16 protein-coding genes and 4 tRNA genes are annotated in these 15,117 nt (G+C 67.5%); 16 read left to right on the plus strand and 4 right to left on the minus strand.

What is annotated here, in order from left to right:
- Window positions 1-32 precede the first annotated feature (32 nt).
- The 4 genes from TSH64_RS31215 to TSH64_RS31230 all read left to right on the plus strand — a co-directional run bounded on the left by TSH64_RS31215 (window position 33) and on the right by TSH64_RS31230 (window position 441).
- Window positions 33-108 (plus strand) — tRNA-Ala (locus tag TSH64_RS31215).
- 73 nt (window positions 109-181) lie between these two features.
- A tRNA-Asp gene (locus tag TSH64_RS31220) sits at window positions 182-258 on the plus strand.
- A 4-nt stretch (window positions 259-262) separates the two neighbouring features.
- Window positions 263-337: transfer RNA gene (locus TSH64_RS31225), tRNA-Gly, on the plus strand.
- A gap of 29 nt (window positions 338-366) precedes the next feature.
- Window positions 367-441, plus strand: a tRNA-Val gene (locus tag TSH64_RS31230).
- A gap of 98 nt (window positions 442-539) precedes the next feature.
- On the opposite strand, the gene TSH64_RS31235 is transcribed toward TSH64_RS31230, so the two are convergent.
- Window positions 540-983: a hypothetical protein gene (locus tag TSH64_RS31235; protein ID WP_109451008.1), complete on the minus strand. Its 444-nt coding sequence runs from the start codon at window positions 981-983 to the stop codon at window positions 540-542.
- 388 nt (window positions 984-1,371) lie between these two features.
- Between TSH64_RS31235 and TSH64_RS31240 the strand changes: the two genes are divergently transcribed.
- From TSH64_RS31240 to TSH64_RS31280, 9 genes are all read left to right on the plus strand, one after another.
- Complete coding sequence (locus tag TSH64_RS31240; protein WP_109451009.1) at window positions 1,372-2,196, plus strand: response regulator transcription factor; 825 nt, start codon at window positions 1,372-1,374, stop codon at window positions 2,194-2,196.
- A gap of 199 nt (window positions 2,197-2,395) precedes the next feature.
- Window positions 2,396-3,640 carry a flagellin gene (locus TSH64_RS36675; RefSeq protein WP_109451011.1) on the plus strand — a complete coding sequence of 415 codons (1,245 nt, stop codon included), beginning with the start codon at window positions 2,396-2,398 and terminating at the stop codon, window positions 3,638-3,640.
- 187 nt (window positions 3,641-3,827) lie between these two features.
- Window positions 3,828-4,244: a flagellar biosynthesis regulator FlaF gene (locus TSH64_RS31250; RefSeq protein ID WP_109451012.1), complete on the plus strand. Its 417-nt coding sequence runs from the start codon at window positions 3,828-3,830 to the stop codon at window positions 4,242-4,244.
- Window positions 4,234-4,695 carry a flagellar biosynthesis repressor FlbT gene (locus tag TSH64_RS31255; protein WP_109451014.1) on the plus strand — a complete coding sequence of 154 codons (462 nt, stop codon included), beginning with the start codon at window positions 4,234-4,236 and terminating at the stop codon, window positions 4,693-4,695. The genes TSH64_RS31250 and TSH64_RS31255 overlap by 11 nt, the downstream gene beginning before the upstream one ends.
- 4 nt (window positions 4,696-4,699) lie before the next feature.
- The gene (locus TSH64_RS31260) at window positions 4,700-5,095 is read left to right on the plus strand and encodes a flagellar protein FlaG (protein WP_109451016.1); all 396 of its coding nucleotides are present in this window, start codon (window positions 4,700-4,702) and stop codon (window positions 5,093-5,095) included.
- Window positions 5,092-5,883, plus strand: a complete 792-nt coding sequence (locus TSH64_RS31265) for a DUF1217 domain-containing protein (RefSeq protein WP_109451018.1) — start codon at window positions 5,092-5,094, stop codon at window positions 5,881-5,883. Before TSH64_RS31260 ends, TSH64_RS31265 begins: the two co-directional genes overlap by 4 nt.
- Window positions 5,884-6,051: 168 nt before the next feature.
- Window positions 6,052-7,086 carry a hypothetical protein gene (locus TSH64_RS31270; protein ID WP_247873249.1) on the plus strand — a complete coding sequence of 345 codons (1,035 nt, stop codon included), beginning with the start codon at window positions 6,052-6,054 and terminating at the stop codon, window positions 7,084-7,086.
- Window positions 7,087-7,464: 378 nt separating this feature from the next.
- Complete coding sequence (hflX, locus tag TSH64_RS31275; RefSeq protein ID WP_109451019.1) at window positions 7,465-8,811, plus strand: GTPase HflX; 1,347 nt, start codon at window positions 7,465-7,467, stop codon at window positions 8,809-8,811.
- A gap of 407 nt (window positions 8,812-9,218) precedes the next feature.
- The gene (locus TSH64_RS31280) at window positions 9,219-11,213 is read left to right on the plus strand and encodes a BCCT family transporter (RefSeq protein WP_109451020.1); all 1,995 of its coding nucleotides are present in this window, start codon (window positions 9,219-9,221) and stop codon (window positions 11,211-11,213) included.
- Window positions 11,214-11,236: 23 nt separating this feature from the next.
- On the opposite strand, the gene TSH64_RS31285 is transcribed toward TSH64_RS31280, so the two are convergent.
- From TSH64_RS31285 to fliI, 3 genes are all read right to left on the minus strand, one after another.
- On the minus strand, window positions 11,237-11,641 hold the full coding sequence (locus TSH64_RS31285) for a YbaN family protein (protein ID WP_109451022.1): 405 nt from the start codon (window positions 11,639-11,641) through the stop codon (window positions 11,237-11,239).
- A gap of 79 nt (window positions 11,642-11,720) precedes the next feature.
- Window positions 11,721-12,311, minus strand: coding sequence for a hypothetical protein (locus TSH64_RS31290; protein ID WP_109451023.1), 591 nt, complete (start codon window positions 12,309-12,311; stop codon window positions 11,721-11,723).
- Window positions 12,308-13,663: a flagellar protein export ATPase FliI gene (gene fliI, locus TSH64_RS31295; RefSeq protein WP_109451025.1), complete on the minus strand. Its 1,356-nt coding sequence runs from the start codon at window positions 13,661-13,663 to the stop codon at window positions 12,308-12,310. Before fliI ends, TSH64_RS31290 begins: the two co-directional genes overlap by 4 nt.
- Before the next feature lie 126 nt (window positions 13,664-13,789).
- Between fliI and TSH64_RS31300 the strand changes: the two genes are divergently transcribed.
- From TSH64_RS31300 to TSH64_RS31310, 3 genes are read left to right on the plus strand one after another with little or no spacing between them, the layout of a single operon-like run.
- Complete coding sequence (locus TSH64_RS31300) at window positions 13,790-14,182, plus strand: flagellar biosynthesis protein FlgG (RefSeq protein WP_109451026.1); 393 nt, start codon at window positions 13,790-13,792, stop codon at window positions 14,180-14,182.
- Window positions 14,183-14,206: 24 nt separating this feature from the next.
- Window positions 14,207-14,626 (plus strand): flagellar basal body rod protein FlgC, encoded by a 420-nt coding sequence (gene flgC / locus TSH64_RS31305; RefSeq protein WP_109049423.1) that lies wholly within the window; start codon window positions 14,207-14,209, stop codon window positions 14,624-14,626.
- A gap of 11 nt (window positions 14,627-14,637) precedes the next feature.
- Window positions 14,638-14,994 (plus strand): flagellar hook-basal body complex protein FliE, encoded by a 357-nt coding sequence (locus TSH64_RS31310; RefSeq protein ID WP_109451028.1) that lies wholly within the window; start codon window positions 14,638-14,640, stop codon window positions 14,992-14,994.
- The last annotated feature ends 123 nt before the right edge of the window (window positions 14,995-15,117 follow it).

Consider the following 15,117-nt stretch of genomic DNA (forward strand, 5'->3'; position numbering starts at 1 on the left):
CAAGTGTTGGTGTAGAGGTGCAGAAGTATAGTGGGGCCATAGCTCAGCTGGGAGAGCGCTACAATGGCATTGTAGAGGTCAGGAGTTCGATCCTCCTTGGCTCCACCACTTCTGAAGAGTTTGGGTAGGTTTAGGTCTTGTCTGTCGGGGTGATGCCTTGTATAAGGCGCCGCTCCTCAGCGCGGGTGTAGCTCAGTTGGTTAGAGCGCCGGCCTGTCACGCCGGAGGCCGCGGGTTCAAGTCCCGTCACTCGCGCCACTTTGCGGGCGTAGCTCAGGGGTAGAGCACAACCTTGCCAAGGTTGGGGTCGAGGGTTCGAATCCCTTCGCCCGCTCCATGACTGGAGCGACAGTTTTGGGTTCCCGTGGTCTCGTAGCTCAGCGGGAGAGCACTACGTTGACATCGTAGGGGTCACTGGTTCAATCCCAGTCGGGACCACCATTCTGAAGGCCGCCAACCGGAACGGGTTGGCGGCCTTCGCCGTTTCCGGGCCTCTTGCAGCACCTGTGCGATCCCCCGCCGGCCTGTCCGCTCCGCCCTCAAATCTCCGCCGGCGGCCTGACCGGGACCGGCCCGCCCGCAATGGGGGGAGGGGCCGGCAGCGACCGCAACGACGCCCGCGCCGCCTCGCGCATCGGGGCGAAGCCATCCTCCGGAAAGCGGCGGATCAGCGTCTGGTAGGACGCGCGCGCCACCTCCGGGCAGTTCAGGATGCGGAACCGGTCGCCCTGGCGCAGCAGGGCGGCGGCCTCGTCGGTCATCGGATGGCCGGCGATGGAGGAGGCGACTCCGTACCAGCGCCCATAGGCCGACCACAGCTCGCGCACGGCACTGCCGTCGCATCGGCCGGCGGTCAGCGCTTTTTCAAGGGCTTGGCGGTAATCGCTGTCGGGAGCCTGCGACACTTGCGCGCAGCCTCCGAGCGCAAACAGGCAAGCAGCGGCTGCGGCCGCCCCAAGGACGGACAGCGTCGTTCCGGACATGGAACCTCCTCAAACGCGGGTGCCCGGGGACCATAGGACATCAGGGTTAAACCAGCGTTCATGTTTGTAAGCGTTGGTTTTCTGTTTCATCACCAACGTTAACCATAGGTGGCGGGTGAATTAATGGTTGTTTGCAGCGATCACTCGAAATTCGCATAGAGTTTCCAAGTAAAACCCCACATGAATAAAAATTTATCCAGTCTTTAGTCGAACGGAACCATTAAAACCACGTAAAACCAGGGTTGTGCCTATGTCTATCCGGGTAACCCAATCTGTTGACATGTTGCCTTTGGATAGGTTCTTTTGGGGCTGTGATAAGCATGTGACATCAGCGCAATTGCGTAAAAAACAATGCTTTATCTGCGCTTGCTCGACAATGGAGAATCCAATGCAGGCTTTGCTGATTGAGCCAGCCGATCTGATAGCCGACGCCATCGGCAAGCAACTCGCCCTGTGCAAGGTTAACCATGACCGCCTGGACCTGAATGGCCTGCGCGATCTGGTGGGCGGGCATGGCTCCGTCGACATCACGCACGACGCGATCATCATCGGCGATGTCGGCGACACCGAGGCCTGCGTCGCCATGCTGCGCGCCCGCAACGTGACCGCCGCGATCATCTGCCTGATCGAGCGCCGCTGCGCCAACACCACCGCCGGCATCCTGCGGGCCGGGGCCGACGACGTGCTGGTGAAGCCGGTCGTCAGCACCGAGATCCGCGCCCGGCTGGAGGCGATCCGCCGCCGCTCCTACGGGCTGACCAGCAACGCGGTGACGGTGGGCCGCCTGACCGTCTTCCTCGACGGCCGCGACCCGGAGGTGGACGGCGAACGCCTGCGCCTCAGCCAGCGCGAACATGCCATCCTGTCGGTGCTGGCGCTCAACCACCGCCGCGTGGTGTCGAAGGAGCACATCTACGAGGAGGTCTACGGCCTGTCCGGCTCCGACCCGCTCGACAAGGTGATCGACGTCTATATCTGCAAGCTGCGCAAGAAGATCGACACGGCGACCGGCGGCGGCCGCTACATCGAGACGGTCTATGGCCGCGGCTACAAGTTCGAGGCGCCGCCCGACCATGTCGCCCCCGACCGTGGCCAGCTGATGCTGGACCGCTGGTCGAACGCCGGCGCGCTGGCCGGAGCCCGCGTGCCCTTCATCCCGCCGGTTGTCCCCGGCAGCGCCGCCCGCGCCGCCGCCCGCGCCGTCGGGCGCTGACCGTCCGCTTCACGTCGTCTGCCCGCCCATAACCGAAAACACCGTCCGCCCCGAACGCCTCCGATTTTTTACCCCGGCTTAAACCGGCCCGGTCATCCTCGAATTCGCCGCTCGCGCCCCCGCACACCAGATCGGGAAGGCCGGCGCGATTGGCCCCGGCGTCAGAAAGGCGCCATGCATCTCGCGAATGGAGATACCCATGGCCTCGATTATGACGAACACCTCCGCCATGACCGCGCTGCAGACCCTGCGTCGCGTGACCGGGGATCTGGAGACCACGCAGGACCGCATCTCGACCGGCCTGAAGGTCAACAACGCCAAGGACAATGCCGCCTACTGGTCGATCGCCACGACCATGAAGGCCGACGTCGCCGGCTTCAAGGCGGTCAAGGAATCGCTGGAGCTGGGCTCCGGCACCACCAACACCGCGTCGGTGGCCTCCAAGAACATCGTCGAAAACCTCCAGACGCTGAAGGCCCGCGTCATCGCCGGCCAGACCAACGGCGTCGACAAGTCGCTGATCCAGAACGACGTCGACCAGCTGGTGAAGCTGATCAAGGGCGCCGCCGCCGACGCCTCCTTCAACGGCGACAACCTGCTGCGCGTCACCTACTCCAACGACGGCACGGCCAAGGACAAGAACGTCTCGATCCTCGCCTCGCTGAGCCGCAGCGACGGCAGCGTCGATCCGAGCTACATCGAATTCCAGCGCCAGGACATGCGCGTGGAATCCATCGTCGGCAAGGCCACCATCGAGCAGCAGGTCGACTCGACCAACGACCTGAAGGCGTCCGTCGGCATCAAGCTGGGCGCGCCGGACACCACCTTCATCGACGGCCAGAACCTGGGCCTCGGCGCCATGACGCTGACGGTCACCAAGGAGGACGGCAGCAAGGTCGACGTCTCGGTGGACCTGTCGGCGCAGACCTACGACACCGATCTGGCCACCACCCAGGGCAACATCGCCACGGCGGTCAACACCGCCCTGACAGCGGCCGGCGCCGATTTCCAGGTCGCCTTCAACGGCGACACGCTGGAGTTCACCGACCAGGACGTGAACACCGACGGCAACTTCACCGCCCAGATCTCCGGCCTGTGGGTCGGCTCCAAGGAAAGCGACGCCTTCGGCGGGCTCGCCGACCTGACCCAGATCGACGTGGTCAACAACTCGAAGAAGTCGCTTGAGGTCATCAACAAGCTGCTCGACAGCGCCATCGGCAAGGCGTCGGTCATCGGCTCCATCGAGAACCGCGTGTCGGTGCAGAACGACTTCGTGTCGAAGCTGACCGACTCGATGAACAAGGGCATCGGCGCCCTGGTCGATGCCGACATGAACGAGGAATCGAGCCGCCTGCAGGCCCTCCAGGTCCAGCAGCAGCTCGCCATCCAGGCCCTGTCCATCGCCAACCAGGGTCCGCAGAACATCCTGTCGCTGTTCCGCTAAGTCCCCTCGCGGGCGGCTCCATCGTCCAATCCCCTGGACGATGGCGCCGCCCCGTCGGCCATGCCCGGTCATCCCGCCCGCCGCGGACCGGAGCGGGCATCGCCGACGGCCATCCGCGTCCGCCATCGAACCCACCGCAACCGGTCCGGCTTCCCGCCGCCAAGGACCCCACCGCAGGGGTGCGCCCATGAGCATCGCCGCCTACCACCAGACCATCGCCGAGTGCGACGATCCGCGAAAGATCGAGTACCGGGTGTTCCTGCGGATCACCCTGGCGCTGGAGAACAACCGCGACGCCGACTGGCGCTCCGCCGCGCTGAAGGACGCGCTGTGGCGGAACCTGGAGCTGTGGAACACGCTCCGCGCCGACCTGCTGGAGGACGGCAATGCCCTGCCGGAGGGTCTGCGCGCCGGACTGGTCTCGCTCTCCTTCGCGGTGAACCGCAACACCCAGCGGGTCCTGCGCGGGGAGGGCGGCATCGACCTGCTGCTCCACATCAACCGCTCGGTGATGCAGGGCCTGCAAGGGGCGGTCCAGGGGGCGGCGCAAGCCGTTTCGCCCGCGCTGGAACTGGCGACGGAGGATCTGTCCTATGGCACTTAAGCTGCGCCTGAAGCCGTGCGAGCGCGTGGTCATCAACGGCTGCGTCGTGCAGAACGAGAACCGCCGCTACACCCTGACGATCTCCAACTTCGCCCAGATCATCCGCGGCAGCGACATCCTGCAGGAAGAGGATGCGGTGACCCCGGTGCGCCGCGCCTATTTCCTGATCCAGAGCATGCTGCTCGACCCCGAGGTCGCCGCCAATGGCAGCGGTGCCGTGGCGGCGATGATGGCGCAGCTCTACACCGCCTTCGCCCGCCCCGACATGCAGGACCGCATCGCCCGCGCCATGGGCCATATCGGCGAGCGCGACTATTACAAGGCGCTGTCCGCCCTGCGCCCGGTGATGGAGTATGAGGGCACGCTGCTGGCGGCCCCGTCCCCGGCGTCTCCCTCCGCCCCCGCGGCCTCCTTCCAGGCGGACGGGATCGGCCATCACGCGGGAGGATGACGCCATGCCGACCCCCGTCACCGGCGTGACCGGCCCTTCCGGCGACCGCGCCACCACCACCAGTGCCGACATCATCGCCGAAGCGCGCCAGCGCCAGGCCGACCGGCTGCGCGCCGCCCAGGCCGAGACGGCCAAGCCGGTGGAGGCGGCCGAGCGCGCCCAGCAGACCGCCGCCGCGAAAGCGGACACATCCGAGGCGGAGGCGAAGCACGCCGCCCGGCCCTACCGCGTCAACCTCGATCCCGACACGAGGCGGCTCTACACCGAGGTGCTCGACACCGCGACCGGGGAGGTCATCATGCGCATCCCCGCCGGCTATGGTGCCGAAACCGACGCGGCCGACGAGGATCCCGTCCTTCCGCAGGGCGAGGGCGGCCGGGACGGGGAGGTCGAGGCATGACGACGCTCGTCGATCTGCGGATGGTCAGCAAGAACCACGACCGCTACGAACAGGCGGTGCGCAGCCGCCCGGCGGTGCAGCGCGCCATCGCCTATTTCCAGGACAACATCGGCAAGATCGCCAGCACCGAAGACTTCATGAAGGACGACAAGCTCTACCGCTTCGTCCTCGACGCCTTCGACCTCGGCAGCCAGGCGAAGTCGCGCGGCCTGATCCGCAAGGTTCTGGAAGAGGGGGTCAGCGACCAGTATTCCACCGCCAACCGGATGAGCGACACCAAGTTCCGCGAGATGGCGACCATCCTGGGCTTCGCCGAGAATGGCGGCGCCAACCTGAAGCAGCCGGCCGTCGTCCAGGCCATCGTCGACCGCTATGTCGCCGTGACGCTGGAGGTGGAATCGGAGGACAGGAACCCGGCGGTGCGGCTCGGCCTCTATTTCCAGCGGCGGTCGGCCAACATCACCAACTGGTATCAGGTCATGGCCGACAATGCCCTGCGCAAGGTGGTCTACACCACGCTGGGGCTGCCCGACCAGACGGCGCTGCTGGATGTCGACAAGCAGAAGGCGCTCTTGGAAAAGCGGATGGACATCGCCGACCTGAAGAGCCCGGACAAGGTCGCCAAGTTCCTCGACCGCTTCGCCGCGATGTACGACATGCAGAACGGCAGCGCCGCCGCGACCGCCGCCATGCCGTCCATCCGGCCGATCTCCCGCAGCGGACGGGCCTCGGTCATCTCCATCGATCCGTCCATCACCATGACGCTGATGAGGTTCCCGCGCTTCTGACAGGGCCGCGGAGCTCGCCCGAGCGGGAGGAGTCCAGCCGTGCAGACGCCACCCGGCATTTCACCGGACCGCAGGTCCGGAGATCAACAGGACCGCAGGTCCGGGGACCAACAGAACCGCAGACCCCGCGACCGCATCCGCCCGCCCGCCACCACCGGCGCCGCCGCCGTGCCTCTGCGCGGTGCATCCGCCGAGGAGGATGATGACGGGCGCGACGCGCTGCACATCCTGCCGCTGTCGATCCTGCCGCTGGAAACGCCGGGGCTGCGCCGGGCGCGGCTGATCAAGAATGTCCGGCTGGAGACGGTGGCGGAGCTGTTCAACGACGCCCAGACCGGCAGCGGCCAGATCCGCATCGACCAGCTGTCGAAATGCTTCGGCATCGACGGCCCGGAATTCCGCCGCGACCTGCGCAAGATCGTGCAGATCGCCGAGGCCGCCAGCTTCGACGTGTACAGCCTGCGGCTGGAGCTGCGCCGCCTGAACATCGACGTGGAGGAGTCGGGCGCGCTCCGCCTGTCGGCCGCCAAGCGGGCCGAGCTGACCAGCTACATGCGCGTCTTCACCCGGCCGCTGGTGGAGCATGTCTATGGCGTGCAGGGGGCGGACATCGCCAGCATGGACGAGCTTGTCCGCCTGTTCGCCCAGCCCGACGTGGAGGAGGCGCGGCGCCGCCTGCAACTGACCGCCGACCGGCTCGACATTCCGCTGGGGGAGATTCCGGCCTTCCTCGAGGACTATGCCGACATCTTCCTGTCGCTGGCCTATTTCAAGCGCTGCCTGGACGACATCGTGCCCGACGTGCAGGGCTTCCTCGGCTGGATGGCGGAGCTGTATCAGGTCAGCGAGGTGCGCCGCGACGCCCGCCAGGGCCGCATGCTGGACGACATCGGCCATGACCTGACCGACATCGCCACCTCGATCACCGGGCGCTTCGAGAGCTTCGACAACCGCTCCCGCGACTTCTGGCGCGACATCAACCCGGAAAGCTTCCGCAGCATCCGCGACCTGATCGTCACCCATCATCTGACCATCGGCGGGGTGCTGTGCGGGCTGGCGGTGAAGATGAACCTGTGGAAGCACCGCTTTTCGCGCGGCGGCGGCCCGGTGCGGCGGCTGGAGTTCATCCGCTCGGAAATCCTGCCGGGGCTCGCCCACATCAAGACCATCGAGCAGACCTCCCGCAACAACATGGGCTGGTGAGGGGGCGGCACAAATCTCGCTGCCGCACCCTTGTTTCGAGCGACGAACTCCACATCTAACCGAATGTCGGCGGTGACGCCGTCGCCCCAGTGCCTTTCCCAGTACGATCCCGCGTGACGGGGCCATTGCCCGGCCGGTGCTACAACTTCGGTGATCTTCCCTTGATCTAAGTTCCCCGGTTCGGCCCCCCGCTGCGGGCGTGCCGACGTTATCCTCTCCGATCCCGTGACGCGCAGGCTGCCGCGACCCTCCCCCGTGCCGCGGCGCCGCCGGTGGGATCGGAGAGGACCCCCTTTTCCCGATTTCCGAGCGCGGCATCCGCCAGGGATGCGCGCATGCCCCCGCGCATCCGGCGCCGGGGCGGCGACAAGGAACCCCATGGGTACGCATCAGAACACCGACTCCAAAACCATCGAAACCCACCGCTCGAATCTGGGCCGCGCTCTCGTCCTCCACCCGGTCCTGCGCGGCGTCGAGACCGCCCGCAGCGCCGAAGCCTCGCTGGAGGAGGCGGTCGGTCTTGCCGCGGCCATCGACCTCGACGTCGTGCAGGCCGCAATCGTCAAGGTCAACCAGCCGCGCCCGGCCACCCTGCTGGGCGGCGGCGCCATCGAGCAGCAGGCCACGCTGATCGAAGAGGCGCGCGAGGCGGGCGAGCCCATCGACCTCGTCATCGTCGACCATCTGCTGACCCCGGTGCAGCAGCGCAATCTGGAACGGGCCTTCGGCGCCAAGGTCATCGACCGCACCGGCCTGATCCTGGAAATCTTCGGCGCCCGCGCCCGCACCCATGAAGGCCAGCTTCAGGTCGAGCTGGCGTCGCTGACCTACCAGAAGTCGCGGCTGGTGCGGTCCTGGACCCACCTTGAACGCCAGCGCGGCGGCTTCGGCTTCCTCGGCGGCCCCGGTGAATCGCAGCTCGAACTCGACCGCCGTCTGATCGGCAACCGCATCGTCAGGATCAAGCGGGAGCTGGACGACGTCCGCCGCACCCGCGGCCTGCACCGCAAGGCGCGCGCCAAGGTGCCCTATCCGGTGGTGGCGCTGGTCGGCTATACCAACGCCGGCAAGTCCACCCTGTTCAACCGGATGGCCGGCGCCGACGTGTTCGCCAAGGATCTGCTGTTCGCGACGCTGGATCCGACCATGCGGCAGGTGGTCCTGCCGTCGGGGCGCAAGGTGATCCTGTCCGACACGGTGGGTTTCATCTCCGACCTGCCGACCCATCTGGTCGCGGCCTTCCGCGCCACGCTGGAGGAGGTGCAGTCGGCCGACATCATCCTGCATGTCCGCGACATCGCCCATCCCGACACCGAAGCCCAGAAGGCCGACGTGGAGGCGATCCTGGCCGACCTCGGCATCGATCCGGAACGCGACCCGCGCGTGGTCGAGGTCTCCAACAAGATCGACCTGCTGGCCGGGGCGGAGCGTGACGCGGCGCTCGCCCGGGCCGGGCGGGAGGGCAACGCCTGTGCGCTGTCCGCCGCGACCGGCGAGCGTCTGGACACGCTGTTCCGCATCCTCGACGGGCGGATGACCGCCGGCCGCGAGCTGGTGGAACTGGATGTCGAGCATGGCGACGGGGCGACGCTCGCCTGGCTCTACGCCCATGGCGAGGTGGTCGACCGTCGCGACGACGACAGCCACGCCCATCTGCAGGTGGCCATCGAGCCGGCGACGCTGGCCCGTCTGGGCCATGCGGGGCAGGAGCGTGCCACAGCCTGACCGCGATTGCCGGATTTTGAAAAACAGGGGGCTGCCGGAAACGGCGGCCCCTTTTCTTATGACGCGCTCGAAGACCTGTCTGAATTGACGGGCCGGTTCGTCAATATAGGCTATGACCATCTTCATAAATGTACGGTGCTTTAAAGGATTTCCGCACCGATTTAAAAATCAGTTCCGCCGACTGTCCATAGTGCGGAGACTAAGATGTTTGACCGCGCTCCGCAAATATGTATGATCCGGCGCTCGATTTTGTGCGGACGCGCGATTCGCGTTGTGCGAGCAATATGCGCCCGGTTGCCGATTGCCGGCTTTTCTTACCGGGCCCGCAACATTCACTCAGCCGCTTCGTTGTGCCGTGAGCGTCTCGTCACGCTTGCGCTTGGGCGGGCTTGTTTCGGAGTGCCATCATGCAAGGAATCAACAAAACAGTCTCCTTCACTGCCGGAGGATTGATTCTGTTCTTCGTCGCGGTCGCGTCGCTGTTCACCGACTCCTTCGGCGCCCGGGTGTCGGCGGTCCAGGCGGCCATCGTCAGCAATTTCGGCTGGTTCTATGTTCTGAGCGTGGCGGGATTCCTGCTGTTCGCCCTCTGGCTTTTCATCAGCCCTTACAGCTCGGTCAAGCTGGGCAAGGACGACGACGAGCCGGAGTTCAGCTATCCGACATGGTTCGCCATGCTGTTCAGCGCCGGCATGGGCATCGGTCTGCTGTTCTATGGCGTGGCCGAGCCGATGCTCCATTTCTCCAATCCGCGCATCGGCGAGGGCGGAACCCCCGACGCCGCGCGCGAGGCGATGAATCTGGCTTTCCTGCATTGGGGCCTGCATGCCTGGGGCATCTACATCGTCGTCGGACTGGCGCTTGGCTATTTCGCCTATCGCCACGATCTGCCGCTGACCATCCGCTCGGCGCTCTACCCGCTGCTCGGCGACCGCATCCGCGGCTGGCCGGGCCACATCGTCGACATCACCGCAATCGTCGGCACGCTGTTCGGCATCGCCACCTCTCTCGGCCTCGGCGTCACCCAGATCAACGCGGGCTTCGCCTATCTCGGCCTGCTCAATGTCGGAACCACGCAGCAGATGGTGCTGCTCGTGGTCATCACCGCAATCGCCACGGCTTCCGCCGTCAGCGGCGTCGGCAAGGGCATCCGCCGCCTGAGCGAACTGAACATGCTTGGCGGGCTTCTGCTGCTGGCCTTCGTCTTCCTGCTCGGCCCGACGGTGTTCCTGCTGTCCACCCTGGTGGAGAACATCGGCCGCTATCTGTGGACGCTTCCCTACACCAGCTTCCGCACGCTGCCCTATTCCGGCGCGGAATGGCAGGCGAGCTGGACCATGTTCTACTGGGGCTGGTGGATTTCCTGGGCGCCCTTCGTCGGCATGTTCATCGCCCGCGTGTCGCGCGGCCGCACCATCCGCGAATTCATCGGCGGCGTGCTGTTCGCCCCGGTCGCCCTGACCTTCGTCTGGTTCACCGTGTTCGGCGAGACCGCCATCCATATGGAGATGTTCGACGGCGGCGGCATGGCCAAGGCGGTGGCCGACAGCGTGCCGACGGCGCTGTTCGTTATGCTGGACCGGCTGCCGCTGAGCATGATCACCTCCGCCCTCGGCACGCTGATGGTCGTTTGCTTCTTCGTCACCTCGGCCGATTCCGGCGCGCTGGTCATCGACATCATCGGTTCGGGCGGCGACCAGGATCCGCCCATCGCGACCCGCATCTTCTGGGCGGTGCTGTCGGGCGCCGTCGCTGCCGTCCTGCTTCTGGTCGGCGGGTTGCAAGCCCTGCAGACGGCGGCGGTGACAACCGCGTTGCCCTTCACCATCGTCATGGTGCTGATGTGCGTTAGCCTGGTGGTCAGCCTGCGCGAGGAGCGCAGCATCGCCCAGGACCGCCGCGCCGTCCGCGAGTCCCTGGCCCCTGGCGGGGCGGAGTCCGCGCCGGCGCTGCTGGAAGCCGGGGACGACTGGCGGCAGCGGCTCGGCGCGATGGTGGGCCGCCGCACGGCGGTGCAGGTCGCCATTCCCCCCGGCGGCGGCGCTGCCCGGCGGGAGGTGGCCCGCTTCATCGCCGAAACCGCCCAGCCGGCCCTGCGCGACGTGGCGGTCGAGCTGGAGCGGCTCGGCCGGCGGGTGGAGATCGAGACCTCGGCCTTCAGCGCCGGCCTGACCGTGCTGCGCGACGGGCAGGAGGAGTTCTCCTACACCATCCGCGCCCGCGCCTATCACCCGCTGACCTTCGCCTTCCCGGCGCGGGAGGACGATGCCGACCCCTGGCAGCGCCGGGTCGAGGTGATCCTGCGCGGCGGCCTGCACAAGCAGCTGCCCGCCGACCGCACCAGCCGCGAGGCGATCACGCGGGACGTCGTCCAGGAATACGGCAAATGGCTGGGGTGGTGAGCAGCGGTGGCGATCCGCCCGACCTATCCGCCTGATGGCGGTGGGCGGGACACCACGTAGGCGGCGGCTCCCATCATGACCAACCCGGTGCCGGCGAGCACCGGGTAGCCGGGGGAGGACAGGGCCAGGACGGCGAAGCTGGACGACATGCCCCCGACCGCCATGAGTTTCGCCTTCACCGGAATGGCGCCGCGGTCCTGCCACTCGCGGATGGCGCGGCCGAACCGCGGGTCGTTGCGCATCCGCTCGCGCAGTTCGGGATTGCCGCGGGCATAGGCCCAGCCGGCGACCAGCAGGAAGGGGACGGTGGGCAGGATCGGCAGGAAGGCCCCGGCGGTGGCCAACCCGACCGCGCCATGGCCGACCAGCAGCCACAGCCGCCGCCGTCCCTTGCCCATGCCCTGTTCCAGGCCGCTATCCGCATCCATCGTCCGACCGCCCGCTTTCGTGTCTCCCGGCTCCGGTTCATTGAACCGCGCCCGGCGGCACCGCGCAAGCTGGGGCTGGTCACGACGCCGTGCGCACCATCCCCGGCGTGCCGGCCTTGGCCGTCGCCTCCAGGCTGTAGAGCTTCGCCAGCAGCTGCGGCGCCGGCTGTTCGGCCGACGGCGCGGCGACCGCCGCCGCTTCCGTCGTCGGTGCGGATTTGCGGCGCAAGGCCTCCGCCAGCGATTGGGGGGAGGGCAGGGTGGGGTCGCCGCCGCTGCCGCCGCCCATCCAGGGCAACTGCCCTACCGGCGCCTGTTCCGCCGTGGCGGTCTCCGTTCCCTCCTCCAGCAGGCTGCCGATATGGCCCAGCACGCTGTCGCCGGTGACCTCCTCGAAGGCGACCATGGCGGCGCTGCCGATCAGGCCGGGCAGGCCGCCGAACAGGAAGCCGCCGGCCAGCCGGGCGGGGATCGAGATGCTCTCGCCCGTCGCCTCGCGGTAGACCGACGACACCACCGGCAATTGCTGGAGCGGGTTGACCACGTCGAGCAGATCGTCGAAGCCGACGCTCATCCTGTCGGCCAGCGTCTCCTCCGGCTCGGCGGAGGCCTTGCGCTGGGCGGTCGGCGGTGTCACGGCCTGGGCGGCCAGTCTTGTATTGACGCTCATGCGTGGTCTCCGATGGCGGCGAGCAGCGACTCCAGCCGGGCGAAGCTGTCGGCGGAGGGGGAGGGGTCGTCCTTGCCCTGGCGCAGGAAATCCTCCAGCTGCGGATGCAGGTCGATGGCGGCGTCGGTTTCCGGATCGGTGCCGCGCTTGTAGGCGCCGAGCCGGATCATCTCCTTCATGCCGTCATAGCCGGCGGCCAGCGCGCGGGCGCGGCCGACGATGCGGTTCTCCCGCGCGTCATGACAGCCGGGCAGGCTGCGCGACACGCTGCGCAGCAGGTTGACGGCGGGATAGCGCCCCTGCTCGGCAATCTTGCGGTCGAGCACCAGATGGCCGTCGAGGATGCCGCGCACCGCGTCGGCAATCGGTTCGTCATGGTCGTCGCCATCGACCAGAACGGTGAAGATGGCGGTGATGTCGCCCTCTCCACCGCTTTCGGGCCCGGGCCCGGCACGTTCCAGCAGGCGGGGCAGCTCGGCGAAGACGCTGGGCGGATAGCTCTTGGCGGTCGGCGGCTCGCCGGCGGCCAGCCCGATCTCGCGCTGGGCCATGGCGAAGCGGGTGACGCTGTCCATCAGGCACAGCACATGTTTTCCCCCCTTGCCTCCGGAATCGCGCATTTCCTCCGCCACCGTCATGGTGAGGAGTGCCGCCTGCCGGCGCATCAGCGGCGGCTCGTCCGAGGTGGCGACGATGACGACGGAACGGGCCAGCCCCTCCGGTCCCAGATCGTCCTGGATGAATTCGCGCACCTCGCGCCCGCGCTCGCCGATCAGGCCGATGACGATGGCGTCGGCCTCGGCATGGCGGGCGACCATCGCCAGCAGCGTCGATTTGCCGACGCCCGACCCGGCGAAGACGCCCAGCCGCTGGCCGCGGCAGAGCGGCACGAAGCTGTCGATCACCCGGATGCCGCTGTCCAGCCGCCTGCCCACCCGGCGGCGGGCGCAGGCGGCCGGCGGCGGCTGGCGCAGGCTCCGCGGATGCTCGCCGTTCAGCAGCGGCCCCTTGCCGTCGATCGGCTCGCCCAGCGCGTTCACCACCCGGCCGAGCCAGCCGGGGCCGGGCCTGAGCGTGAAGGCGGTGTCGTCGGTGACGGCGGCGCAGCCCTCCGCCACGCCGTCGAGACTGTCGAAGGCCATCAGCAGCGAACGGCCGTTGCGGAAGCCGATGGTCTCGCACAGCACCCGCCCGCCGCGCAGCGTCTCGGCATGGCATTTGTCGCCGACCGACAGCACGCGCTGCAACCCGTCTACCTCCAGCGTCATGCCGGCGGCCGAGCGGATTTCCCCGCGCCACCGGCGCGTCGGCAGGCGATCCAATTCCGCCGCCAGGGTGGCGAGTGCCGGCATCGCTGCAGTCTCCCTCATGTCCATCGATGGCAACAGCCTAGAGCAGCGAATTTAAATCCGGTTTTAAACGGGCGCGGTCATCGTCCGGCTCAGTGTTCCGGCAAGTTGTGATGGACCGAGGTCGCAATGGATTTGGGTAAAATTGGTTTCTTTCAGCTTGCCGGCACGCGGCTGGACTATCTGGCGCAGCGGCAGAAGCTGGTCGCCGAGAATGTGGTGAACGCCAACACGCCCGACTACCAGTCGCGCGACCTGAAACCCTTCGACAGCGTGATGGACGGCATCCGCCCGGTCGAGACCGCCCGCACCTCCGGCCTGCATCTGGCGAGCACCCGCTCCACCGCCGGCTTCCGCGAGGAGGGCAGGGCCGCCCTGTGGGAATCGACGCCCAGCGGCAATGCGGTGTCGCTGGAGCAGGAGATGATCAAGGGCAGCGAGACCCGCGACGCCTTCGCGCTGACCACCAGCCTGTTCCAGCGCAATGTGCAGATGCTGCGCATGGCCTGGAAGAACGGTTGAAGAGCTTAGGACGGAGACGACCCGATGATGAACGATGTCCTCGGCGCCACGCTGAAGATCGCCGGCGCCGGCCTCCAGGCGCAATCGACCCGCCTGCGCGTGGTGGCGGAGAATCTCGCCAACGCCGACAGCACCGCCACCGCCAGGGGCGGCGACCCCTACCGCCGCAAGACGGTGTCCTTCGACAGCGTGATGGACCGCGGTGTCGGGGCGGAGCTGGTGCAGGTCAAGCAGATCGGCCGCGACCGCAGCGACTTCCAGCTCGCTTACGACCCCTCGCACCCGGCGGCCGACGACAAGGGCTACGTCAAGAAGCCCAACGTCCAGCCGCTGGTCGAGATGATGGACATGCGCGAGGCCGGCCGCGCCTTCGAGGCCAGCATGAACGTCATCGAACAATCGCGCGCGATGATGACCCGCGTCGTCGACCTGCTGCGCAGCTGAGGAGCCGTTCCATGATCGAGATGTCCGTCGGCCGCGTCGCCGCCGCCTATGCCGCCAACCGCAGCCCCATCGCCAGCGGCGTCGCCGAGGCGCAGGCGGCCTCGCCGCTGTCCTCCGCCAACCGGACCGACGCGGTCGCCGCCGGCGCCGAGAGCGATTTCGGCGGCTTCCTCGACAAGTCGATCTCCCAGGCGGTCGACACGCTGAAGGAGAGCGAGCGCGTGTCGCTCGCCGCCGTGTCGGGCAAGGCCAGCGCGCAGGACGTGGTGCGCTCGGTGCTGGCCGCCGAGATGACGGTGCAGAGCGTCGTCGCCATCCGCGACAAGATGGTCCAGGCCTATCAGGAGATCATGCGCATCGCGGTCTAAGTCCTCGCACTTGCATCCCGGGAAGAATCCCCTCTCCCCCCCGGGGAGAGGGTTAGGGTGAGGGGGACGCACCGCGTGGCTTCCCGAGAATCCTCGCCTTGCATCCCCCCCACCCCCGCCCCC

Source organism: Azospirillum sp. TSH64 (assembly GCF_003116035.1).
Lineage (GTDB): Bacteria > Pseudomonadota > Alphaproteobacteria > Azospirillales > Azospirillaceae > Azospirillum.

Coding starts and splice junctions, on each gene's coding strand:
- TSH64_RS31235 (WP_109451008.1), bottom strand. CDS start 983: ATGTCCGGAACGACGCTGTCCGTCCTTGGGGCGGCCGCAGCCGCTGCT.
- TSH64_RS31240 (WP_109451009.1), top strand. CDS start 1,372: ATGCAGGCTTTGCTGATTGAGCCAGCCGATCTGATAGCCGACGCCATC.
- TSH64_RS36675 (WP_109451011.1), top strand. CDS start 2,396: ATGGCCTCGATTATGACGAACACCTCCGCCATGACCGCGCTGCAGACC.
- TSH64_RS31250 (WP_109451012.1), top strand. CDS start 3,828: ATGAGCATCGCCGCCTACCACCAGACCATCGCCGAGTGCGACGATCCG.
- TSH64_RS31255 (WP_109451014.1), top strand. CDS start 4,234: ATGGCACTTAAGCTGCGCCTGAAGCCGTGCGAGCGCGTGGTCATCAAC.
- TSH64_RS31260 (WP_109451016.1), top strand. CDS start 4,700: ATGCCGACCCCCGTCACCGGCGTGACCGGCCCTTCCGGCGACCGCGCC.
- TSH64_RS31265 (WP_109451018.1), top strand. CDS start 5,092: ATGACGACGCTCGTCGATCTGCGGATGGTCAGCAAGAACCACGACCGC.
- hflX (WP_109451019.1), top strand. CDS start 7,465: ATGGGTACGCATCAGAACACCGACTCCAAAACCATCGAAACCCACCGC.
- TSH64_RS31280 (WP_109451020.1), top strand. CDS start 9,219: ATGCAAGGAATCAACAAAACAGTCTCCTTCACTGCCGGAGGATTGATT.
- TSH64_RS31285 (WP_109451022.1), bottom strand. CDS start 11,641: ATGGATGCGGATAGCGGCCTGGAACAGGGCATGGGCAAGGGACGGCGG.
- TSH64_RS31290 (WP_109451023.1), bottom strand. CDS start 12,311: ATGAGCGTCAATACAAGACTGGCCGCCCAGGCCGTGACACCGCCGACC.
- fliI (WP_109451025.1), bottom strand. CDS start 13,663: ATGCCGGCACTCGCCACCCTGGCGGCGGAATTGGATCGCCTGCCGACG.
- TSH64_RS31300 (WP_109451026.1), top strand. CDS start 13,790: ATGGATTTGGGTAAAATTGGTTTCTTTCAGCTTGCCGGCACGCGGCTG.
- flgC (WP_109049423.1), top strand. CDS start 14,207: ATGATGAACGATGTCCTCGGCGCCACGCTGAAGATCGCCGGCGCCGGC.
- TSH64_RS31310 (WP_109451028.1), top strand. CDS start 14,638: ATGATCGAGATGTCCGTCGGCCGCGTCGCCGCCGCCTATGCCGCCAAC.